The organism is Bacteroides sp. Phil13, assembly GCF_001940965.1.
GTDB lineage: Bacteria > Bacteroidota > Bacteroidia > Bacteroidales > Bacteroidaceae > Bacteroides > Bacteroides intestinalis.
This window is the reverse complement of sequence record NZ_MSHA01000042.1, coordinates 1-23289: the sequence shown is the minus strand read 5'-3', so window position 1 is coordinate 23289 and position 23289 is coordinate 1. Positions and strand designations below refer to the sequence as shown.

Sequence of the window (23289 nt, the reverse complement as noted above, 5' to 3'; positions counted from 1 at the left end):
ATCGGTCCCGTTTTGAAAAAAAAACATGCTGTGTAAGAAAATGGTTTGGGTGTAAAAAAGGATTTAACAACAATTTTCATTTTAATAATAGGCTGGCTGGCCATATTAGTACTGTTTATATGTTTATCCTCTGTAGTGTTTTATTGCCAGGTAACTATGTCATGCAGTCAATATTTCAAACTTGTAATAGATAAAAGTTGTGGCTTAATATTTTGATAATAAATGATATAACTCCATATGTCGTTCTTTCTGATGGCCGTTGGCTGAAGATGTATAACAACCGAAGATGCCTTGATACTATGGTATTGAATTCTCTCAGAGTTGTTTATAAGTAAACATAATCCTTCTTTCATCGTTATAATCTACACATATAAAATTTATGATATGAAAGGATTATTGTTAATTGGAATTTTTATGTTTTGCCCCGTTTCCATCTTATGGGGACAGGATAGGATAAAGCAATACGCAGGGACAGCCATGCCGTATCCTGTTGTGAAAGACTCGTTTGGCTTTTTTCAGGATAGTATGGTTCCGTTTTATATTAATCATCTGGGAAGACATGGAGCGCGTTTTCCAACTTCAGGAAAGGCTTTGAATAGAGTGAAGGAGATTTTGGAATTGGCTCAGCGAGAAAATAGGCTAACATCAGGAGGGGTAACCTTGCTTTCTACAATACAGAATCTATCGGAAACTTTTGACGGACAATGGGGGAAGTTATCAGTGGTGGGAGAGGAGGAACAACGGGGTATTGCCAGACGTATGATAGAACGCTATCCACAGTTATTCAGTGATTCTGCCAAAGTGCAGGCAATTGCGACAAATGTTCCCCGTTGCATACATAGTATGGATGCATTTCTTGCTTGTATGGTGGAGTTTAATTCTTCTTTACACATACAACGCAATGAAGGGAAGCAATATAATGATATTCTTCGTTTCTTCGATTTAAACCAATCTTATGTTGATTATAAAGAAAATGGTGATTGGCGTCCTATATACGAGACTTTTATGCGACGAAAGATTTCTCCTGCTTCTGTTATGAAAAACTTCTTTCTGGAATCAGGGCAGGAAACAGATAAGGAGGCAGAGGAATTTGTCATGGCTTTATTCTCCATTGCTGCCATACTACCAGATACAGGTACTCCGATAAATTTGGATGGTCTTTTCACAATAGGTGAATGGGATAATTACTGGCAGACTCAGAATTTGCGACAATATATGAGTAAAAGTTCTTCGCCGGTTGGGCGAATGTTGCCTGTTGCAATTGCATGGCCTCTGCTATCAGAATTTATTCATTCAGCTGATGAAGTGATAAAGGGCAAGTCGGATACCAGGGCGAACTTTCGTTTTGCTCATGCAGAGACAGTTATTCCTTTTGTAGCATTAATGGGTATAGAAGGAACGGATGTTAAAGTTGTTGTTCTTGATTCTGTATCTAAATATTGGAAAGATTATGAGATTGCTCCGATGGCTGCTAATGTACAGTGGATTTTTTATCATGACAAGGCTCGAGAAATATGGGTGAAATTTCTTTTGAATGAAAAAGAAATGACACTTCCTGTTTCAACTTCCCGTTTTCCTTATTATCGATGGGAAACTGTCTGCATGTATTTAAAGAAACGGGTTGAAATGGCGAAAAAGGTACTTGAATCTTTTTCAGATGATTGTAAATAAGGTAGATATGGGTTGAGTATTGGTGTGGTATGATTGTGATAGAATTGAAAAAGTATCTGTATTATCCCGGCGGTATAGAAATCATTATATACCGTCGGGATTTTTTTTGTTACATTGGATTTATATTAGTGGGGTGATTTGAGGATAAAGTGTGCGTACTATTTTTTCTCTTTTGCCAAATCAGCCAATTCATCCTTCTCAACGTAAATCGTTCGTGTTGGGAATGCGAAATCAATGCCTGCTTTATTGAATGAGTCTAGAATCTCCATATTTACATTTGAAGTTACCATTAAAATATCTCCCTGTTTTTCTATAAAATATATGTACATGATGTTCAGTGCAGAGTCTGTGTATTCTGTAAAAACAGCTGTGGTATCTGATGGTTTGGAAGATACATTTTCTATTCTTTTAGGAATGGCTTTCAGTATATTTAAAGCTTCTTTCATTTTTTCAGATGTTGTGTTGTATGTCAATCCAAGTTTCAAGACGACTCGACGCATCGGTTCGGAAGAGATATTTATGATAGAAGCATCTGTAACTTTATAATTAGGGAAAGTGATGATACGTTTATTGTAGTCCATGATTTTTGTACTTCGAACTCCAACATCAATCACAGTACCTTCGATATTATCCACGCGAATCGTATCACCTATGTTGAAAGGCTTATCTGTCAATATAGTGAAAGCGCCGAACACATTTTTTACAGTGTCTTGGGCTGCTAAGGCAAATGCGATACCTCCAATACCCAGAGTACCTAATAATGCACCAATATTGACTCCAATATTACTTAAGGCCATTACAAGACCGATTATCCACACAATGACCAGTATTGTCCGTCTGATAATGGGCATCATTTTGTTGTTTTGTCCATCCGATTGTCGTCCCCAGTAGATTTGCAATAAACTACTGGATAATCGGGCAAATATCCATGTGATATCCAGAATAATCAGTATCTTGTAAGCATTATCTATTACTTTTACAAAACTATCCGGAGAAACAAGCCTGTGAATAGCTATCCAAATACCTAATAACATAATTGCAAACTTGACGGGCGATTCTAAAGAATAATAAATTATATCATCCAGCCGATTATTGGTACGGGTGATAAATGGATTGAGTACTTTTCTGCTGAAGAATGATATTAACTTCATCAAAACAATTGTTCCTAAAATAATAAGTATGGAAATACCCCAGTCTTCTAAAGTATTTCCCCAGATTTCTCTTTCTAACATAGCTGGAAATTTTTTAATTAAACATTTTATGGAATATCCTTGATTTTGGATTATGTAAAAACAAACGGATAAAGAAAAATTCCTATTCATAATCAAGTAAATTATGTATATGAAAAGAAATATTAAGATAATTTGCATTACTCCATTGGAGATGGTTAAAAACATTGGAGGCGTTTTTATAATGCTTAATGTGATGTTGTGTTATACTTTTTTCTTACTAAACTATAATTTACATTTATAGTGGGAACTATCTTATTATTTATTTTGTTAAGTTACTCATCAATTTTAAATTAAATAGTTATGGAAAATGGAGTAATGATGCAGTATTTTGAGTGGAATCTTCCGAATGACGGAAAGTTGTGGAAACAGTTGAGAGAGGATGCGTCGCATCTACATGAAATAGGTGTGACAGCGATCTGGATACCACCTGCATATAAAGCAGATGAACAGCAGGATGAAGGATATGCTACTTATGATTTGTATGATTTGGGTGAGTTTGAACAAAAAGGAACTGTGAGGACTAAATACGGAACGAAAGATGAATTGAAGGAGATGATTGATGAACTTCACAAAAATAAGATTGCTGTATATCTGGATGTCGTTTTGAATCATAAAGCAGGTGGTGATTTTACGGAAAAGTTTATGGTGGTGGAAGTAGATCCTGATCAAAGAAATAAAGCTTTGGGGAAACCTTATGAAATACAAGGATGGACCGGATATAGCTTTCATGGACGTAAAGATAAATATTCGGATTTTAAGTGGCATTATTATCATTTTTCCGGGACTGGATTTGATGATGCTCGAAAGCGAAGTGGTATATTTCAGATTCAAGGAGAAGGAAAAGCCTGGAGTGATGGTGTAGATGGAGAGAATGGCAATTACGATTTTCTTTTATGTAATGATATTGACCTAGATCACCCTGAGGTTGTCGCCGAACTGAATCGTTGGGGCAAATGGGTTTCAAATGAACTTGATCTTGATGGAATGCGTTTGGATGCAATTAAGCATATGAAAGATCAGTTCGTTGTACAGTTTCTGGATACGGTAAGAAGTGAGAGAGGTGATGACTTCTATGCTGTGGGAGAATATTGGAACGGTGACTTGGAAAGATTGGATAATTATCTGGAAGCAGTAGGGCATAAAGTTAACTTGTTTGATGTTCCGTTACATTATAATATGTTTCAGGCATCACAAGAAGGAAAAGATTATGATTTGCGGAATATTCTGAAGAATACTTTAGTGGAGCACCATTGTGAACTTGCTGTGACTTTTGTTGATAATCATGATTCGCAGCATGGAAGTTCTTTGGAATCACAGGTTGAAGATTGGTTCAAGCCATTGGCATATGGTCTTATTTTTATGATGAAGGATGGTTATCCATGTTTGTTCTATGGTGATTATTATGGGGTGAAAGGAGAGAAATCGCCACATACTAAAATTATAGATATTCTATTGAATGCAAGGAAAAAGTATGCGTATGGTGATCAAGTTGATTATTTCGACCATCCATCAACCGTAGGCTTTATTCGTACAGGAGATGGGGAACATGTTAATTCAGGCTTGGTATTTTTAATCTCGAATGATGAAGCGGGAAGTAAAACGATGTGTTTAGGGAAAGAACATGCAGGTGAAGTGTGGTGCGAAATTACCGGAAGTATTCCGGATGAAGTAACTTTGGATAAAGAAGGAAATGGAGAGTTCTCTGTGGATGCGCGTAATCTTGCTGTTTGGGTAAAAAAAGCATGAGATGACGGAACAATTCATAGGAAAGAAAAAGTTAAGCCTATCCTTATTAATCAAGATTGTAAAGGATACCGGACAAGGGTTTATTGATGATAGTGTCACTAGATTAAGCGGATCGTTAGCTTATGCGACACTATTTTCAATTATCCCCTTTCTTTCTCTTTTAGTTACTATTGGGGTAGCTTTGCATATGGATTTGGCTAATCAGTTGTATATTCAGTTGGAACCGATAGTGGGAGCGGAGGTAATTGGGGCACTTCGCTTAATTATAGAAAATGCAGAAAGAACGGACTCTTCCGCATCTGCAGCTATTGTTAGCCTGGGAATTTCTATATTTGGTGCTACTACCATTTTTGCAGAAATACAAAGTTCCTTAAATTCGATTTGGGGAATAAAGGCCGTGCCAAAGAAGAGTTGGCTGAAATATATTCAGAATCGGTTACTTTCATTCTCGATAATTTTAGTATTTGCTTTCGTGCTTCTGATAACATTTAGTATAACCAATATTATTGGAGACTTGAGCAATAAGTTTATGGCCAGCTATCCGGAAGTGGCAGGGTTTATTGTGAAAGTTGTGGGACAAGTATTAAACATAGGTGTTACAGTTATTATTTTTGTATTGATTTTTAAGGTTCTGCCTGATGCAAAAATAAAAAGTAAGGATGTTTTTATTGGAGCTGTAGTGACAACGCTATTATTGTTGGTAGGGCAATGGGGAATATCCTTTTACATCGGAATTGCGAATGTAGGAACTATCTATGGTGCAGCGGCATTCATGGTTGTTTTTATTACATGGATTTATTATTCTGCCATTATTGTCTACGCAGGTGCAGAGTTCACTAAAGCATGGGCTAATGAAATGGGAAGCAAAATTTTCCCGGATGAATATGCGGTAGCAACGAAAATGGTTGAAGTACGTGAGCCTTGACAAGTGGAGGCCCTTGTTTTGCATTCCGGTCAATAATAGTAATATTAGTACTGGGGGATATCATAAACGACTTAAAGAATATCATGTCATACAAAGTATACCCCCGTAAAAGTAATCATCTAAATAATACCGTGGTTAAGAATTTCTTTTTGGGGTAAAAGAGAAAGAGCCCAATGCAATATCGGACTCTTTCTCAAATGAGTAAACAATTTACTGTCAAACTTTTTGGGGTAGTTCATTAGAATCTGTACCCATATCCCAGCATGATAGCTACATTGTCATCCTTGGCAAACATAAACCTAGCCTCGGCATTCAGATAACTACGTTCGGAGATAGGTAGTGTAATACCCCCTCCCAGATTAAAGGCGAATTTGGTGGAGTTGCTTCGGTCTATTTCTATTTCTTTACCGTCTACTTCCATACTCTTTTTCCCATAGAAATTATTTTGCATGCCGATGCCTGCAAGAGGGTATACGGAAAATCCCTGACCGTCTTTCTTGAAATTGAATACATAATGGAAATTCACGCTCACATCCAATCCGGTAATCTTGTCTTTAGGAAAATAGAAAGTTACATCCGGAGCAATCCGGAGATTATTCGCTATCGCGTAACGTCCTTGTACTCCCAAACCGAACCTCTCATAGTTCGTTTGATAACCGATGTTGCCCATCAAAGAGCCTTCACCTTTAACTGTTTGGGCATTTATGCCCACAGATGCCAATGCAATCATGGCCAGCAAGAATAATTTTTTCATAATTAAGGCATTTAGTTAATAAAATATTTATTTAAAAGAAGAATGATCTCCTTTTAATGGAAATAACAAACGTTTGCTTACATTTGTTTGCTATATATTGTTACATATACAAAGATTTTTGATGTTAAGATACGAGCGCTTTTCTCAATTTTTTATAAAGCAAAAAATGATGTTAATTCCGTTTTTATGCCCCGAACCATTTTTTTTAATGCTGTGTTTTTAGTATATGGCAGGGATTAAAGTTGGTTACATTTGAATTGCCAGTTTGTAGAGAAAGGAGCAAGTGGTATATTACATTGTCGTAACTGACTGAACCTGCATTGTTACGAAAGGATAAAATATCAGGATTGTTTCATTATTAAAATCTACAGCCATGAAAAGTCTAAGTTTTGATTTGCGGATCAGGCTAATAGCCAGTTCTGTCATCGGGGCAATCGTTTATTTCTTTTCAAGTTCCCGCAGGTAGGTAAAGTGATAATAAAATAAAGGATCGCAGGATATGCCTTTATATTGGAAATAAGCGGATGATATATCTATCTATATATTTACATGTAAATTTCAGAACTGAGTGTGTTACTTTAAAAAATAGTTTATGTATTTTTTATGGTACATTATTATCGGGACTTATAACAGAAAGAAAATTGAACTTTAATTATTTTAATCGTTTAAAACCAACTTAATTATGGAAAATAGAAATTCTAGTTTATGGATCGGCCTGGGAATAGGTACGGTCATCGGTACTCTGGCTTATCGTTTCTCACGTACTTCAAAAGCCAAGAAATTGAAGGAAAAAGTATTTAACGCTTTTCATAAGATAACCGGTCAGACGGAAGACCTGTTAGATGAAGCTAAGGAAAAAGTGGCGGATACCGGAAAAGTTGTAGTGGATAAGGCAGCCGATAAAGTTCAAGATGGCGCTGATGCTGTAAAGGACGCATTGAAAGATGCGAAGAAAGATGTCAAACAAGGAGCTGAAAAGGCCAAGACAGAAATAAAGGAAGGGTATGAAGATGTAAAAAAAAGAAGCAAGTGAAAACTTAATTGATTTTTTTATATATCATTCTGTTAGTAGTAATATCTTATATAAAGAAGAATTATGATTGGATTTGTAATATGGATTATAGGATTGGTCTTAACTATCAAAGCTACTCTAGAAATATGGTGTATTCATGCGCCGGCGAAAAGAAGGTTAATAGCCATTATCCTGGTAGTTTTGACCAGTTGGGTAGGATTGTTGTTCTATTACTTTTATGGTAAGCTTCGTATGGCACAGTGGCTGGGCACCGGTCTTGAAAGGTATTGATGGTCACATAGCTGTTTATGTTGAATAGATAGGAATATCCCAAAATAAAAATGTGTTGGTTGATAGAAGTGACCGATTTATTTTTGTTTTGGGATGTTTGTATAGGAGTATACAAAGGTAATGTCAAAAGTATATGAGACTTGTCATTATGATAATATTTTAGGTACGGATTACGCGGGGTAAATTAAAACCGTGAAATCCGTACCTAAAAGAATGCACAGAGAGAGGTATTTTCTTCTTGTCTGTCTTACCAATATTTTTCGATTCTATCATAGCCGAAAACGTGACTACGTTCATCTTTGATATCTTGCAGCTTATGACAAATTATTTGCGCTCCGATCATGCTGAAAGTGATTCCATTTCCGCCATATCCCAGATCGAAAAATATTCGTTCCTTGCCGGGCCAATTGCCGATGAAAGGTAGCCCGTCTTTGGTGCTACTGAAGGTACCGCACCATGCCATTTCTGTTTTGAAAGGGATATCGGGGAATAGTTTTCTGATTTTTCTCTCCAAGATACGGATTTTCTTTCTGAGTAGTGAGTCACGGTGTTCTGGATCGCTGAACTTTTCATCCTCACCACCTACAATAATACGGTTTCCGTCGGTGGTACGGATATAAAGATATGGATCGGCTGTTTCCCAAATCAGGTAATGTTCCGGCCAGAGATATTCGGGGGCTACCGGATGTGATATGAGTGCATAAGTAGAAGTCAAATCCATAATTTTTTGGGGAAGGAATTGTCCGGCCTCAAATCCGGTGGCTACGATTACATATCCGCACTTAATTTTATTTCCTTTGTCTGTTATCATGATACAGCCATCAGATGTTTCAGTGCACTTTTTTATGTTGGTATGGGTAAAGACCTTCAGACCGTTCTCCTTCATATGATAGGTGAGCAGTCCGGTTGCAGCTCTGTAGGCATCCATCTGTGCGGATGTTTCATTCACCAGGGCATTGCCGGGCACTTTCACCTTATATCGTTTTCTGATTTCTTGTTTTTTGAGCAGATTGACCGGCAATTCATGCTTTTGCCGTATTTCGTATTCTTGTTCCAGAAGTTTGTTGTCTGCCGAGCAGCTGGCATAAAAGACGCTGGACAATTGCTCAAATCCGGCATCGACACCTGTTTCCTTTAGTACTTTCTTTATATCAGAAATGGATTGCAGGCATGCATGATAGGCGGTTGCTGCATTTTCTTCGCTGATGATTTTTGCCATCCGGCAGAGAGGTACGTCTATTTCATATTGTAGTAAAGCGGTACTTGCAGCAGAGCTTCCGGTTGCGATGCTGCGTTTGTCAATCACGCAACATTCTATTCCGGCACGACACAATTCGTGTGCCATCAAAGCGCCTGTTATACCCGAACCTACGATGACGATATCTGTTGACAGATCATCCTCCAAAGGGTGGAAATAGTCCAATAGGGAATTTCTGACGATCCAATAGGGTAAACCTGAATGTAAGTCCATAATATATTTTGTTAATTCCCCCTTACTTTCTTCCTGTTGAGAAACAGGAGTGAAGTAAGGGGGGAGTGAGAAATGGGAAAGCCGTTTTATTGAAATTTGCTTTCCGTTTACGGTAGTAGATTATTTGCCTTCTTCGATAGTACAGATGCTGACACGGTTCCAGTCCGGTTCGGAGAACATATCACCGATTCCTTGTCCTTCGGCGGTAATGCGGGTGTCGTTAATCTTGTATTTTTTTACAAGTATAGACTTCACAGCTTGAGCACGTGCTTTTGCCAGTTTCTCATTGAAAGCGAGGTTACCTTCGGGAGAGGCATATCCTTTGATGACGACTTTAGCTTCGGGATGTTTTTTCATGTAAATGGCTACACGTTCCACATTAGGCAGTTGGGAAGCATCAACCACAGACTTTCCTTGTCTGAAGGTAATGATGGATTCTGGAATGCGGTTGGTTTTTACCACGGTTTCTATGTTGGCAGCTTGGGTTCTGCAATCTGCCAATTCCTTTTGTAAGTTGTTGGCCTGTTGTACGGCATTGCTCAGTTGCATGTCCTTGTCGTTCAGTTGCGACCGCAGGCGGTTGACTGCATCATTTAGCTCGCCTACTTCTACTGGGTCGTAAGGCTTCACTGTTGTGAAATGATGTGAGCCGTTGCTGCACATGAAATGGTAGGTCAGTCCGGCAGTCAGTTCAAAAGTGGCATTGTTGGCGTTGAAACGGCTTTTAGTTTTGCTGAAGTCTCCTTGCATATCATATACGATAGCTGGTTTGATACCGAGTGTCCATGCTTTTTCCTCGCCTAGGTTGAAGTTCAAGTTTAGACCAAGGCGTGTAGACCAGGAATTTGTATCACCGGGGCCATTCTGATAGTAATGTAGCCAGCCGATACCTGTCAGAGTCTCGATTTCAAAAATGCGTGGTTCGCCCATATAACCTCCAAAGAGATTCATCAGGTTGACTTTACCGAGTAAGCTCACTTCGGAAGCATCAAATGCAGTTTTGCTGGCTGAGGTATTTACATATCCCATACCTTGAATACCTAGACCGAATATAGGAGTAAGTTGTTTTCCGATTCCGAATCCGAAGGCCGGTCGGGCATTTTTTAAGAAGGAGCTGTGAGTCAAAGGGGTTACAGCACCAGCTTTCAGTTCAATAGACCAGTTATCACCAGGGCGTGTGCCTTCAAGGGCCGTACGGTCATTTTGCGCATGCATGGTAAGAATACTCATGCTTAGTGCTAAAACAAAGATAGATTTTTTCATAATTAAATAAATTAATAGTAATACAATAAATATGTCACACACGTTGTACTGTCTGTTGTGTAGTTATGACTGTGCATAATCTAATGAATTACTTTGTCATAACCTTTGTTTAAAAAACAGCCCGTTAAAAAGGATGGTTCGAAAAATAGAAATGGATTTAACATCTATTTAAGAAGTCGGAGGGTGCCAGAAACCTGTATTGGCAGTGAAAGTACATCATAGATATATAAGGTGCAAATTCTTGGATTTATATATAACGGTATCAAATACAACTTTATATATACATGCGTTTTTTAACACAAATGTCTGTTTAAATGACAAATATTTATCAAACAAATATTCTTTCAATACTGTTTTTTTATAGAGATACAAATCATAGTATTAATTAAAAACCTGACAATTATGAAAAAATTAAGTTTCGCAGAACTGAAGGGCAGAGTGTCCTGGGGCAGTGTTTTTGGCGGTGTCATGACTGTATTGGCAATATCCGTGTTGTTGTCTATTCTAAATTCAAGTATCGGATTGTTTATGTTTGATCCTTTGTCTGGACATCCGGCTTCAGGCATAGGTACTGCTGTAGGGATTGGTTCCGCCGTCATTCTGATTACTGGCATGGCTGCAGGTGGTTTTGTTGCTGGAAAACTGGCCGGTATGGATGGAATGATACATGGATTTTTAGTTTGGGCTACCACACTGATTGTTGCCGTCGTATTAGGTGTTTTTTTGGCAGCTGGTGCGGTAAAAATGACTGCAAATGCACTTGGGGCTGTTTCATCAGTTACGGGCAGTGTCTTGTCCGGAACAGGTAACGTTGTCGGAAGTGGTATTTCTGCATTGTCTGAAGAAGCGGAAGAAGTATTTGGAAAGATTCATTTCAATGCAACTCTGAAAGAAGAAAACATACCACAGAATATACGTGCTGCACTTGTCAAGAGCAATGTGAAAGAATTACACCCGGACTATCTCAAGAAGCAATTGGAGGAGGTAAAAGATGACTTAAGCAAATCCGTCAAGACAATTGTTGCTTCTCCTCAGGATACGGACGAGGCGGTTAATGATTTTTTGGAACGTTTGAAACAACGTGCGGAAAATCTTAGCCAAAATATAGACCGGAATGATTTGGCTAAGGCTATAGCTAACAATACTAATATGTCTAAGACGGAAGCGGATAAGACAGTCGAACAGTATATGAATCTGATAGATAATGCACGTATAGAAGCAGGAAAACAGATGGACAACTTGGAAGCAAATTTGCAGAAAGCCGTACAAGAATGGAAAGAGATTAAACACAAAGCGCTGGTGGCTGCTGATAAAGCAACGGACGCAGCCGCGCGGTCTGCCCTGATTTCATTCTTCGCTATTTTGTTCGGGGCTGTATTGTGTTGCGCCACTGGTGCTTATGGTAGCAGAAAAACACAGGAAAGAGTCGATATCTGATAATTGGAAAGAATTAGGTAGAATATCTCTTATAGTCTTATCTGAATTATCCCTATGTGTCTTGGCTAGACTACTCCTTAAAAAATCCCGGTATGTCTTGCACATCGTTCCAGTCAGGAAAACCGGAAAGATTAGAACTAAGGAGGAATGAACTGGTCAAGACACTGGGGGTAGGTTAGTGGGATTTTTATTATCCATCAATCTTCTGGCAAATTTATTAAATTTGCTTGGGCTTACATTGTAATATTTCTTAAGTACTTCACGGAAGTATTTTGCACCAATGGTACTTCATGGAGAGTACATGGAATTTCCGGTGCGTTGCGTAAAAGAAACGCCTTGATGAGTAAATAACTTTTTTGAAATCACCACACTAACATCTTCCGCCTATAATCCACGGATAGCCAATATTGACGTTTTAATGTATCCGACAAGAAAGAACGCTCAATCAACGCCTTTACCATCTGATTTTCTTTTGCAAATGCATCTAATTCTCGTTTTACAACCCGCTCTGGAAGTCCAATACGGCAACCGAATTCTTCGAAATCGGTTCTACTCACTTGATACTTATCCGAAAGTTTCATGCCTTTGCGGAACGAATCTTTGTCAAGGGCAAAAATGCGGGGCTCTACTAAATGTAAGGAAATGTTTATCAAATCGTAAGCTGGCGAAAGACCATATTCCTCATTTCTATCAATCAGCGAAAAATTCTTTAGATGAGCATCGCCATTGAGAGTGATAAAGTCAAAATGGCGAGTAATGTAAGTTGCTTCATCATTCTTGAAAAAACAAAGCACAAATATAAACTCTCCGTATCTACCACTATAGCAAATTGGGGTTGTACACTCGACAGAGAGATACGTCCCACATTGCGAATTGCCTCTTTTGTCGTCCTCGTCATTTTATACTCCGAATTCTCCGGATATACTACTGTGTTTTCTTCCTTTTTTTGTGGGTAAATTTACGATATGGTGTATATGGGTAAATGATGATTCATTCCTGCAAGGTATGTAGCCTGTTATACGAGAAAAATATAAGTATGAAAATGCCATAGTAAGTGTTCATTTGAGCTTTATAGAAGTTGCCGCATCTTTGCAACGTTAACGTTAGCGAAGAGATTTTGAACATGATTTATTTAATTTAAAAAGTAGAACAACTATGAGTATTTTGTACAAGAAGGTTTGGCGGTTTCTGAATCCGCTGGACAAGAAGTCGATAAAGAAAGTATATCCGGTAATCACCTATAAATATGGTGTGGCGATGGATCTGAAGCAGATTGCGAAAAAGATCAGCCGACTTTCCGGTGTGAGTGAAGGTGTGGTGAACTCTGTGTTGAAAGATTTCCGCACGGAGTTGAAAGAAGAACTACTCTTTGGAAGGTCGGTAAACATTGACGGACTGGGATATTTTTATCTTGCCGCCCGTAGCAAGGGTACGGAGACGGCAGAAGCGTTTACGGCGAATGATATCACCGGTTTGCGCGTCTGTTTTCGTGCCAATAAGGAAATCCGTATTACGGCTAACGGAAGCACCCGTTCCGAAGGACTTAGCCTCAAGGATGTGGACCGCATCAATGATGAACTTCCGACCGAAGAAGGCGGCTCGTCGTCAGGTGACGGAGGAATAGAAGAAAATCCACTGGGATAGGGTTTAAAGCCGAAGACGTTGAAAATTAACAATTAACAATTAAAGAATTAATAATTAAACAATTGTATTTATGAAGAAGTCTGTTTGGAAGAAAATCCTGAAAGTGGTGATGGCTATTGTTTCGGCCGCACTGGGAGCACTGGGAGGCGGTGCGATGAAATGATAGCGAGGATGTAAAGGCCGAGTTAAACTAAGAGAAAGGGAAGTGTCGGAATTCAGGCACTTCCCTTTACTTTTACGGGACTTTCCTTGCTACAGAGAAGCGGTGAGCCTCTTTTCTTTTGTAGATTACTAACTTGTATCTGGAAGCCTTATCTATGTTAAAGTAGCGAAATTGTTACTCTTTTATTTGGCATAAAGTAACAAATATGTTACTTTTGTAGCGTCTAAAAGTTCTTTGAGATATGAAAACATCAGAACTGAAAAGGGTGCTAAGTGCAAACGGCTGTTATTTTGTCAGTCATGGAGGTAGGCACGACCAGTGGTTTTCACCTATAACAGGTAAAACCTTTGTAGTTCCACGACATGATAGCCAAGAAATACCCAAAGGCACAGAAAAAAGTATCAGGAAGAAAGCAGGGGTATAATCCCCCTGCACTTCCTTATATTCTGTATTCTAATATCAATAAGAACTTTTAGTTTTAACCCAAATAAAAAGCAAAGGATATGAAAGTAACGGCTATTGTAGAAAAAGGCAGTGACGGGCTTTATTCCATCTATTCAGAGCAGGAAATAAATAATCATAGCTTTGGTGGGTATGGCGAAAGCGTTGAAGCTGCAAAGGCTGATTTTATGCTAAGTATAGATGAGGCTAAAGAAATGGTAAAAGAAGAAACAGGCACATTACCAAATGAATTTACCGATTTACAGGTAACTTTCAAATTTGATATAGCCTCTTTCTTTAATTACTTTGATTGGATTAATGTTAGTAAGTTTGCCCAGTATGCAGGTATCAATGAAAGCAAAATGAGGCAATATAAAAGCGGTGTAGCCTTTGCGGGAGAAAGAACCACTAACAAAATATTAACAGCTATAAAGAAAATGGGGACTGAATTAAGTTCAGCCTCACTATAATCAAAGACTTTTAGACAAAGCTTTGCCCGTGTAGGATTATTCTTGCACGGGTTTTCTTTTGAAGGAAAATATTTACTACCTACACTCTTTAGATACCTGAGCAATTATACTAAAGTCCCCCTATGTAAATAATAAATAAAAATGCACGAGAAAAACCCCGTCACTTATTGTGTTTTCTCTCGAATAACTTTACCTTTGTTTCATTAACTCAAAAACCGGTAAGTCATGAAATACAAATTATTAGTTCTTGATGTGGACGGAACCCTGCTCGATAGTGAAAAGAAAATCAGTAAGCGCACGCTGGCCGCCTTGTTGAAGGTGCAACAGATGGGCGTGCGTATCGTGTTGGCTTCCGGCAGACCGACGTATGGCCTGATGCCTATTGCCAAAACTCTGGAACTGGGCAATTACGGAGGCTTCATCCTCTCCTACAATGGCGGGCAAATTATCAATGCGCAAAGTGGCGAACTACTCTTTGAGCGTAGGATAAACCCCGAAATGCTGCCCTATCTTGAAAAGAAATCCCGTAAGAACGGGTTTGCTATTTTTACGTATCACGAAGATACCATTATCACCGACTCGCCTGAAAACGAGCACATACGCCGCGAAGCCGAGCTGAATGGCTTGAAGATAATTGCCGAAACCGAATTCTCGATAGCGGTGGACTTTGCCCCTTGCAAGTGCATGCTGGTAAGCGATGACGAAGAAGCCCTCGTGGGACTGGAAGACCACTGGCGCCGGAGGTTGAACGGAGCGCTGGATGTATTTCGTTCAGAACCCTATTTCCTGGAAGTGGTGCCCTGCTCCATTGATAAATCCAATACGCTGGGCGCCTTGCTTGAGAAGTTAGGCATCAACTCTGAAGAAGTCATCGCCATCGGCGACGGAGTTTGCGATGTCTCCATGATACAATCCGCCGGACTGGGTATCGCTATGGGAAACGCCCAAGACTCGGTGAAGGTCTGTGCCGACCGCATCACCGCCTCCAACGATGAAGACGGCGTGGCCGAAGCCGTGGAGAAAGCGATACTTGCCGAAATCCGCCCCGCCGACGTGCCCCTGGAGCAACTCAACCAGCGTGCCCGCCATGCATTGATGGGAAATCTGGGCATACAATACACTTACGCCTCCGAAGATAGGGTAGAGGCCACCATGCCCGTGGACGAACGTACGCGCCAACCTTTCGGCATCCTGCACGGAGGTGCCAGCCTGGCATTGGCCGAAACCGTGGCCGGACTGGGTTCCATGATACTTTGCAATCCGGACGAAATAGTGGTCGGCATGCAGGTCAGCGGAAACCATATCTCCTCCGCCCATGAGGGGGATACGGTAAGGGCTGTTGCAACTATCGTGCATAAAGGCCGCTCCTCGCATGTGTGGAATGTGGATGTGTTTACTTCCACGGCCAAGCTGGTGTCTTCGGTGCGTGTAGTCAATAGCATACTGAAAAAGGGATGATCGAAAATGAATTGGACAACGGGCCACAAGAACTACCCGTTGAATCCGTTAAGAAGAACAATACCCGGACCCTCGTAAAAAGAACACTTGCGATTGCCGGTTTAGCCTTGGTTGTATATTTTTTGTACTCCATTGTTCACCTGTTTGTTTCGCCCGACCGCAACATTCAGCAAATCTACCTGGTGCCCGAAGACGCGGCATTTATCATCCAGTCCTCGGCGCCCATCGACGATTGGGCAAAGTTCAGCGGAAGCGCAACCTGGCAATGCCTGAAGCGGGCGAAAGCCTTCGAGGACGTTACCCGGAATGTGGAAACGCTCGACACTGTGGTCCGAAGCAATAAAATGTTGTTATCGCTTGTGGGCAAGCGGGATATGCTCATCTCGATCCATAAAGTCCGTGCCCGCGATTGGGATTTCCTGATTGTGCTGGACATGCAAAAGGCCTCCAAGATGGACTTGTTGAAGGATCAGCTTGAAACGGTGCTCACCATGGCGGGCAGTTCCGTAACCAACCGGATGCACAACGGGATTAACATCCTCGAAATGCGCGATCCGGATACACGCGATATTTTTTATTGCGCCTTCGTGGACAACCATTTTGTAGGTTCCTATACCTCCAAACTTGTAGAATCGGCCATCGACTCACGCAACAAGCCCAAAATCGGTCTCGATCATTCTTTTATCGAAGCCGAAAAACTGGTGTCCGGCAAAGGACTTGTCCGCGTTTTTATCAATTATGCACGCCTGCCCCAATTCCTGAATATTTATCTGGGAACCGGGAACGAGTACATCGATATGTTCAGCAATTCCATGGATTTTGCCGGACTCTATTTCAATACCGACCACAAACGGATGGAGGTGAAAGGATATACCTTGCGGAAAGACACCGTCGATCCGTACATCATGGCCTTGCTGAACTCGGGTAAGCACCGGATGAAAGCACACGAAATCCTGTCCAGCCGGACGGCACTCTATACCAACATCGGTTTCAGCAATCCGGTGACTTTTGTAAAGGAACTGGAGAATGCACTCGCGGTCCACGATCCGCAATGGTGCGAATCTTATAGGAGTTCCCGGAAGAAGATTGAAAGCCTGTTCGACATCTCTCTGGAAGAAAACTTCCTGAGCTGGATGTCGGGAGAATTTGCCATCACCCAATCCGAACCGGGGCTGTTGGGGCACGATCCGGAACTGATTCTGGCCATCGGCACCAAAAGCATCAAGGACGCCCGTAAGAATATGGAGTTTATAGAAAAAAAGCTCAGGCGGCGCACCCCGCTCCGGATAAAGACGGTTGATTATAAGGGATTTGAAATCAACTATGTGGAAATGAAAGGCTTCTTTCGTTTGTTCTTTGGAGGGCTGTTCGACAAGTTCGAAAAACCCTATTACACGTACGTGGACGATTATGTGGTGTTTAGCAACAAAGCCTCGTCTCTGCTCTCATTTATAGAAGATTACGATCAGAAGAACCTGTTGAAGGATAATCCGGGCTTTAAAAATGCCTTCTCGTACCTGAATTCGAGTTCTACCGTTTTCTTATATACGGATGTGCATAAGTTTTATTACCAGTTGAAGCCTATGATGAATGCCGTTACGTGGGGAGAGATACAATCAGACAAGGACATTGTCTACTCATTTCCCTATTGGACCATGCAGATTACGGGAGACGGTCAGTCCGCCTCGTTGCAATGCGTGATGGACTATAAACTTTATCAACCGGAAGAAGCGGCCGTAGCGGTGGTAGTGGATGATGAAGCCGACGAAGTAATGAACGAAGATGCCGAAACGGAGAAGGAGCAAATGAATGAGTTGCAACGTTTCTATGTTGAGAAATTTGAGGGCAACGTCTTGCGGGAGTTTTATCCCGAAGGAGCGCTGAAGAGTGAAGCGGAAGTGAAGGATGGAAAGCGCCACGGACGCTATCGCGAATATTATGAGAACGGCAAACTGAAACTCCGCGGAAAATACGGAGATAACATACCCAAGGGCACATGGAAGTACTATACGGAGGAGGGAGAGTTTGAACGGAAAGAGAAGTATTAAAAAAGAGAAAAACAATGCTTGCATATACCTATATTGAACACGGAAAATTTGAACTTATAGAAAAACCGAAACCCGGGTTGAAAGCCCCCCGAGACGCCATTGTCCGCGTGACGCTCGGTAGCATCTGCACCAGCGATTTGCACATCAAGCACGGTAGCGTGCCGCGTGCCTTGCCCGGAACCACGGTGGGGCACGAAATGGTAGGCATCGTGGAGCAAGTGGGCGCGGACGTCACTTCCATCAGGCCCGGCGACAGGGTTACGGTGAACGTAGAAACCTTTTGTGGAGAATGCTTCTTTTGCCGACACGGATATGTGAACAATTGCACCGATGCCAATGGCGGTTGGGCACTGGGTTGCCGTATCGACGGAGGTCAGGCCGAGTACGTCCGCGTGCCTTATGCCGACCAGGGACTGAACCGTATTCCGGATGCGGTGAGCGACGAAAAAGCGCTCTTTGTGGGCGACGTGCTTGCCACGGGCTTTTGGGCGGCTCGCATATCGGAGATTACCGAAAAGGATACGGTGCTCATCATCGGCGCCGGCCCTACCGGAATCTGCACCCTGCTTTGCGTGATGCTCAAGCACCCCCGCCGCATCATTGTTTGCGAGAAATCTCCTGAAAGAATACGCCTTGTGCGTAAACATTATCCGGACGTACAGGTGGTGGAACCGGAGGATTGCCGGGAGATTGTGTTGCGGAGTAGCGATCATGGCGGAGCCGACGTCGTGCTCGAAGTGGCAGGAACCAACGACACCTTCCGTCTGGCGTGGGAGTGTGCACGCCCCAATGCCATCGTCACCGTGGTGGCCCTCTACGATCATCCCCAGGTGCTTCCCTTGCCCGATATGTACGGAAAAAACCTGACCTTCAAGACCGGTGGCGTGGACGGGTGCGATTGCGCCGAGATACTTCGCCTGATCGAAGAAGGCAAGATAGACACCACGCCGCTTATCACACACCGCTTCCCGTTGAATGAGATTGAGGAGGCTTACCGGATTTTTGAAAATAAACTGGACGGGGTGATGAAAGTTGCGGTGTCTGAAAGAGAAAGAAAGGAATAAGAGAGTGATAGGGTGGTAAAAGTGGTAAAGGTGATAGGGCGATAAAGTAGCTGCGCTATATATCACAGAGCGTTATTCCACTATCACCTTACCACTTTTACCACGCTTTGTTCATAACCATATTAAAAAGAATACAACCTTATGCCCATTATTGAAATATCCTCCTTGTCGCACCCCGGAATCGAGGTGTTCTCCACCCTCACCGAGGCCCAGTTGCGCAACCGCATCGAGCCCGATAAAGGCCTGTTCATAGCCGAAAGCCCGAAAGTGATCCGTGTAGCATTGGATGCCGGATATGAACCTCTGGCCCTCTTGTGCGAGCAAAAACATATCACCGGTGATGCCGCCGACATCATCAGTCGTTGCGGCGACGTGCCCGTCTATACGGGCGGGCGGGAGTTGCTCGCTACGCTGACGGGCTATGTCCTGACGCGCGGAGTGTTGTGTGCCATGCGTCGCCCCGCGCCCCGCACGGTGGAAGACACATGTCGGGATGCCCGGCGCATCGTCGTCATCGACGGTGTGGTGGACACTACGAACATTGGTGCCATTTTTCGTTCGGCGGCTGCTCTCGGGATGGATGCCGTGTTGCTGACGCGTAACTCTTGCGATCCGTTGAACCGTCGTGCGGTCAGGGTGTCCATGGGTTCGGTTTTTTTGGTTCCCTGGACGTGGCTGGACGGCACTCTCAGTGATCTGGCCTGCCACGGCTTCCGCACCGCCGCCATGGCACTTACGGACGATTCTATCTCCATTGCCGATCCTGTCTTGACGTCCGAACCCCGGCTAGCCATTGTGATGGGAACGGAGGGAGAGGGGCTTCCACCCGATACGATTGCCGCGGCGGACTATGTAGTCCGTATTCCGATGGCGCATGGGGTCGATTCGCTCAATGTGGCGGTGGCGGCGGCCGTGGCGTTTTGGCAACTTAGGATTATGGATTAAAACTATTCTTGTTTTAATTTCGATATGGATAATCTTCAGATGTATAAAGAATTACTTGCGGATAAATATTTCTAAGGAAGGAATTCCATGTGGCTGTTGGATGTGTAGAGAGGAAGAGTATGACCGTAAGGAATATAAAAGAGAAACTTGGTGCATTATCAAAGAATGAGCCAATAGATTAAAATACCATTCCTCGCTCTTTCTATAAGCGTGAAATGGTATTTTGTTATTCAGTGCGTAATGTTGAGAATTCTTGTTTTTTAATTGATAATTTATTACAGATTACTTACGACGATGCAGCATATTGGACTAATTGTCTACCAATGTTTTGAAAATTAAACGGTAGGAAAGTCTTATTTTACTCTTTATTCTTCGCTGAACTGATGCAAAGATAATGCGTTTTTCCGGTACAGGAAAACAAATGAAAAGACTTTGATAAAAAAGGTGGTTTTGGGGGCAAATTTGCCAGCTGTACTATGAGGTTTTCGGAAGATTTTGCATAGCATTTCATCTAGTGTTATGCCTATGTCTATATTGCTGGTTGCTCCTCCAAGATTGAACACGGAGTGACTGATATTGATTGCTGGCGAAAAGAAAAAATACCCAGTAGGCTAATTTTCTTCTCTCTCTCTATTTGACTTAACTTTATTGCCCGTGTATATAATAACGGTCATTAAAGTCAAGTTGAGAGTGGAGACATATCTTTTTCTTTTGGTAAGCAAAAATTCAGTTATTGGAAATTTTCGAATAACTGAATTTTTAAAGCCCCAACATATCATATAATATACAAAAAGGAGCGTTTTTAGTTACTATATGATATATTGAGGCTTTAGCGTATTGCTGACGAGTTCATGCCTTTTACAAGACAAGGCACTTGCCCGGATTAAAACCATTGGCGATATGTTCGTTCTCAAAAACATATCCCATCTGATTGCAAACTACCTTTGTTCCGTTTATCTCAGCATCAATGTTGGTATGTGAATGCCCATAAATCCATGCATCAATGCGACTGTCGGCAATAAGCCTACTCAGTTCAGTTGCAAATGCACTATTCAACACAGAACCTTTATGGTGAGATGCAACAACCTCCAATGTGGGAAGATGATGCGTTATTACCACAATGTGTTTGGCGGTGGTTTCCACCAGACTTTGCTTGATGAAATCCAAACAGAAGTTGTGCATCTGATTGAATTCCTCTGTTTGGAGCAATTTGCCATTATACATTATCTGCCGAAAGTCGTTCATGCCCTTCCACACAAAATACTCGTCAGATGGAGATATTCGAGACCACAAAGTGCTCATGATAAAGTCGGTATCATCAATCCGCACTACTTGATTTTGATAATATCCTACATTGTTTTTGAACATCCAATTCCATTGCAGTCCCTTATCCATCACATCACAATAATTGTAATACTCATGGTTCCCGGGCACAATGAGCACCTGACGATAATTCGCAGATGTCCATTTCCAAAAGTTAGCCAAAGGTGCGACCTTGTTTTTCAAATAGAATATATCTCCGGCAAGAACTAGAACATCGCCCGTTACCGGTAATTCATTATGTTTCATCCATCTGCTGTTATCGCTGAACTCCAAATGCAGGTCACTCATATATTGTATCTTCATAATCTCTTTATGTTATTAACTTTTTGTGTAAATCAGTTCATAATACTCTGAATTTGATTCGTTGTTTATGATACTGCTACAGAAAGCAAATTTGTTGTACAAGTATTGGTAGTGTTCGAGTTCTTCTTCCTCAAAGTTTATCTTTTCATAGCATTCATCTATCTCCTTGCTGATTCTACCGTACAAATTGACATTTGCTTTGGATATACGGACTTCCAACTTGGCTATATCTTCTTTATTTTTAGCAATAGCATTTTTGTAATTATCAATCTCTTCTCGGTAGAAATAAAGAATCTCATCAAGCAGGCCTTTGGTTAGTATACTCGGAGAAGGACTCCATGGAAGCATCGTCAACTCTCGGCTTGGAGTAGTGCTAAGATAAAACAATTTACATCCCAAAGACTTGGTGACTTGTTTGTTATATTCATCAATCTCACGATTGACTTTCATTAAATCTTCCTTAGATAACTTTTGATATTCCTCATACGAAGGATGCTCTTTGTACTTCAACAAAGGTATCTCCTTGCATCTTAAATAAATGGTAGTATATTCACTCATTGTTAATCCTCCTTATCATTTATTCTTATTAAATTGTCCCACTTGATTTTCAATTATTCTCTTCACTTGTTGAAATGAAACAGGGGTAAAGTTGTTGTTATCTACTCCTACATCATATTGCGTTGGATAAAGATACTGAAGCCGGGCAGCGTCTATTCCGGTGTTGTTCTTTCTTGTGTGAACGTGTCCGAATAGTTGCCACACATCTTTATATCCGCCATCAAAGCATAGAAAGGGATAATGATTCAAATATATCCTCTGTTTGCTAATCTCTATGTGCATCTGCATTGCCACATATTCAAATCTGTCAATGTAGCCTTGGCGTATATTCTTCAAATCGTGATTACCCATAATCAGATATATCTTTCCGTTCAACCTGTCAAGGATTTTAGTCCATTCGGCTGAACCGCCAAGACAGAAATCGCCCAAATGAAAGATGATGTCATCCTGCCCGACTGTATTATTCCAATTGGAGATTATAGTTTCATTCATCACTTCCACATCCTTAAACGGTCTGTTGCAGAAACGAATGATATTCCCATGATAAAAATGGGTATCGGATGTAAAGAGCACCTTACTGCCATCAAATTTGTAGTTCATTTTCTTCTTAATTTATGTGTATCACTGCACGTTAATAATCTGGTTACCAACAGCCCATCAGACGGAAATGGCAGAAGAGCATCATGAAGGCGACTGTCACAAATGGGCATACAAACAAAATAGTTGGAAAGTTTGGTAAGGACCCTCCAACTATTCAGTTTCTATTCTCTCATAGTACAATAATGTACTCGCTATGTTCGTTGGAAAGTGTTTACTATACGAGGTTCAATGCGTGAAACAAGAACACTCGACACAGATTCAGTGCGTTTGTTGCTCTGAATTATGGTTGTTGTTGGTAATATGTTCATTCTGTTTCTTTGCATTGTTAATGTTTTATTGTCTCAAAAACAATGCAAAATTAGCAAATAAATCCCATTCTCGCATCACTTTTCATTAAATTCTTTTGCCAAAACACTATGATATAGGATTTTATTTTTTCGATTATGTGGAAAATTCACTCACCATTGCCC

General features: G+C 41.2%; 22 protein-coding genes. 14 read left to right on the top strand and 8 right to left on the bottom strand.

The window, feature by feature from the left end; all coding sequences use genetic code 11:
• Window positions 1-384 precede the first annotated feature (384 nt).
• Window positions 385-1671 (top strand): histidine-type phosphatase, encoded by a 1287-nt coding sequence (locus tag BWI44_RS07210; protein ID WP_195210052.1) that lies wholly within the window; start codon window positions 385-387, stop codon window positions 1669-1671.
• A gap of 158 nt (window positions 1672-1829) precedes the next feature.
• Here the strand turns inward: BWI44_RS07210 and BWI44_RS07205 are convergent, their stop codons facing one another.
• On the bottom strand, window positions 1830-2903 hold the full coding sequence (locus BWI44_RS07205) for a mechanosensitive ion channel family protein (RefSeq protein ID WP_016272765.1): 1074 nt from the start codon (window positions 2901-2903) through the stop codon (window positions 1830-1832).
• 300 nt (window positions 2904-3203) lie between these two features.
• Between BWI44_RS07205 and BWI44_RS07200 the strand changes: the two genes are divergently transcribed.
• On the top strand, window positions 3204-4649 hold the full coding sequence (locus tag BWI44_RS07200; protein WP_118216012.1) for an alpha-amylase: 1446 nt from the start codon (window positions 3204-3206) through the stop codon (window positions 4647-4649).
• 1 nt (window position 4650) lies between these two features.
• Window positions 4651-5574 carry a YihY/virulence factor BrkB family protein gene (locus tag BWI44_RS07195; protein WP_118216013.1) on the top strand — a complete coding sequence of 308 codons (924 nt, stop codon included), beginning with the start codon at window positions 4651-4653 and terminating at the stop codon, window positions 5572-5574.
• Window positions 5575-5812: 238 nt separating this feature from the next.
• Here the strand turns inward: BWI44_RS07195 and BWI44_RS07190 are convergent, their stop codons facing one another.
• On the bottom strand, window positions 5813-6328 hold the full coding sequence (locus tag BWI44_RS07190) for an outer membrane protein (RefSeq protein WP_007665883.1): 516 nt from the start codon (window positions 6326-6328) through the stop codon (window positions 5813-5815).
• 682 nt (window positions 6329-7010) lie between these two features.
• On the opposite strand from BWI44_RS07190, the gene BWI44_RS07185 reads away from it, so the two are divergent.
• Entirely contained in the window at window positions 7011-7361 is a 351-nt protein-coding gene (locus BWI44_RS07185) for a YtxH domain-containing protein (protein ID WP_118216014.1), read from the top strand.
• Between the two features lie 63 nt (window positions 7362-7424).
• Window positions 7425-7631, top strand: a complete 207-nt coding sequence (locus BWI44_RS07180) for a hypothetical protein (RefSeq protein ID WP_286812628.1) — start codon at window positions 7425-7427, stop codon at window positions 7629-7631.
• A gap of 247 nt (window positions 7632-7878) precedes the next feature.
• Here the strand turns inward: BWI44_RS07180 and BWI44_RS07175 are convergent, their stop codons facing one another.
• A complete protein-coding gene (locus BWI44_RS07175) occupies window positions 7879-9102 on the bottom strand; it encodes an NAD(P)/FAD-dependent oxidoreductase (protein ID WP_195210049.1) in 1224 nt (407 codons plus the stop codon).
• A 120-nt stretch (window positions 9103-9222) separates the two neighbouring features.
• A complete protein-coding gene (locus tag BWI44_RS07170) occupies window positions 9223-10365 on the bottom strand; it encodes an OmpA family protein (RefSeq protein ID WP_118216017.1) in 1143 nt (380 codons plus the stop codon).
• A gap of 402 nt (window positions 10366-10767) precedes the next feature.
• Here BWI44_RS07170 and BWI44_RS07165 point away from each other — a divergent pair, with 402 nt between their 5' ends.
• Complete coding sequence (locus BWI44_RS07165; RefSeq protein WP_195209974.1) at window positions 10768-11802, top strand: hypothetical protein; 1035 nt, start codon at window positions 10768-10770, stop codon at window positions 11800-11802.
• A gap of 362 nt (window positions 11803-12164) precedes the next feature.
• Here BWI44_RS07165 and BWI44_RS07160 read toward each other — a convergent pair whose 3' ends face one another.
• On the bottom strand, window positions 12165-12596 hold the full coding sequence (locus BWI44_RS07160; RefSeq protein WP_249929270.1) for a HipA domain-containing protein: 432 nt from the start codon (window positions 12594-12596) through the stop codon (window positions 12165-12167).
• A gap of 361 nt (window positions 12597-12957) precedes the next feature.
• Between BWI44_RS07160 and BWI44_RS07155 the strand changes: the two genes are divergently transcribed.
• The 8 genes from BWI44_RS07155 (at window position 12958) to BWI44_RS07120 (ending at window position 20035) form a co-directional block, all read left to right on the top strand.
• Entirely contained in the window at window positions 12958-13446 is a 489-nt protein-coding gene (locus BWI44_RS07155; protein ID WP_117706916.1) for an HU family DNA-binding protein, read from the top strand.
• Between the two features lie 70 nt (window positions 13447-13516).
• Window positions 13517-13609: a smalltalk protein gene (locus tag BWI44_RS07150; RefSeq protein ID WP_021967149.1), complete on the top strand. Its 93-nt coding sequence runs from the start codon at window positions 13517-13519 to the stop codon at window positions 13607-13609.
• A gap of 241 nt (window positions 13610-13850) precedes the next feature.
• On the top strand, window positions 13851-14033 hold the full coding sequence (locus tag BWI44_RS07145; RefSeq protein WP_021967148.1) for a type II toxin-antitoxin system HicA family toxin: 183 nt from the start codon (window positions 13851-13853) through the stop codon (window positions 14031-14033).
• Window positions 14034-14112: 79 nt separating this feature from the next.
• Window positions 14113-14520: a hypothetical protein gene (locus tag BWI44_RS07140; RefSeq protein WP_007665862.1), complete on the top strand. Its 408-nt coding sequence runs from the start codon at window positions 14113-14115 to the stop codon at window positions 14518-14520.
• Between the two features lie 225 nt (window positions 14521-14745).
• Window positions 14746-15978, top strand: coding sequence for a Cof-type HAD-IIB family hydrolase (locus tag BWI44_RS07135; protein WP_195209975.1), 1233 nt, complete (start codon window positions 14746-14748; stop codon window positions 15976-15978).
• A complete protein-coding gene (locus BWI44_RS07130) occupies window positions 15975-18026 on the top strand; it encodes a DUF3352 domain-containing protein (protein ID WP_195209976.1) in 2052 nt (683 codons plus the stop codon). The genes BWI44_RS07135 and BWI44_RS07130 overlap by 4 nt, the downstream gene beginning before the upstream one ends.
• 14 nt (window positions 18027-18040) lie before the next feature.
• The gene (locus BWI44_RS07125) at window positions 18041-19090 is read left to right on the top strand and encodes an alcohol dehydrogenase (RefSeq protein WP_286812611.1); all 1050 of its coding nucleotides are present in this window, start codon (window positions 18041-18043) and stop codon (window positions 19088-19090) included.
• 141 nt (window positions 19091-19231) lie between these two features.
• Complete coding sequence (locus BWI44_RS07120) at window positions 19232-20035, top strand: TrmH family RNA methyltransferase (RefSeq protein WP_195209978.1); 804 nt, start codon at window positions 19232-19234, stop codon at window positions 20033-20035.
• A gap of 858 nt (window positions 20036-20893) precedes the next feature.
• Here BWI44_RS07120 and BWI44_RS07115 read toward each other — a convergent pair.
• The 3 genes from BWI44_RS07115 to BWI44_RS07105 are packed head-to-tail and all read right to left on the bottom strand — an operon-like array spanning window position 20894 to window position 22819.
• Entirely contained in the window at window positions 20894-21661 is a 768-nt protein-coding gene (locus BWI44_RS07115) for a metallophosphoesterase (protein ID WP_195209979.1), read from the bottom strand.
• Between the two features lie 15 nt (window positions 21662-21676).
• Window positions 21677-22219: a hypothetical protein gene (locus BWI44_RS07110; protein ID WP_195209980.1), complete on the bottom strand. Its 543-nt coding sequence runs from the start codon at window positions 22217-22219 to the stop codon at window positions 21677-21679.
• 15 nt (window positions 22220-22234) lie between these two features.
• Window positions 22235-22819 (bottom strand): metallophosphoesterase, encoded by a 585-nt coding sequence (locus tag BWI44_RS07105; RefSeq protein WP_195209981.1) that lies wholly within the window; start codon window positions 22817-22819, stop codon window positions 22235-22237.
• Between the last annotated feature and the right edge of the window lie 470 nt (window positions 22820-23289).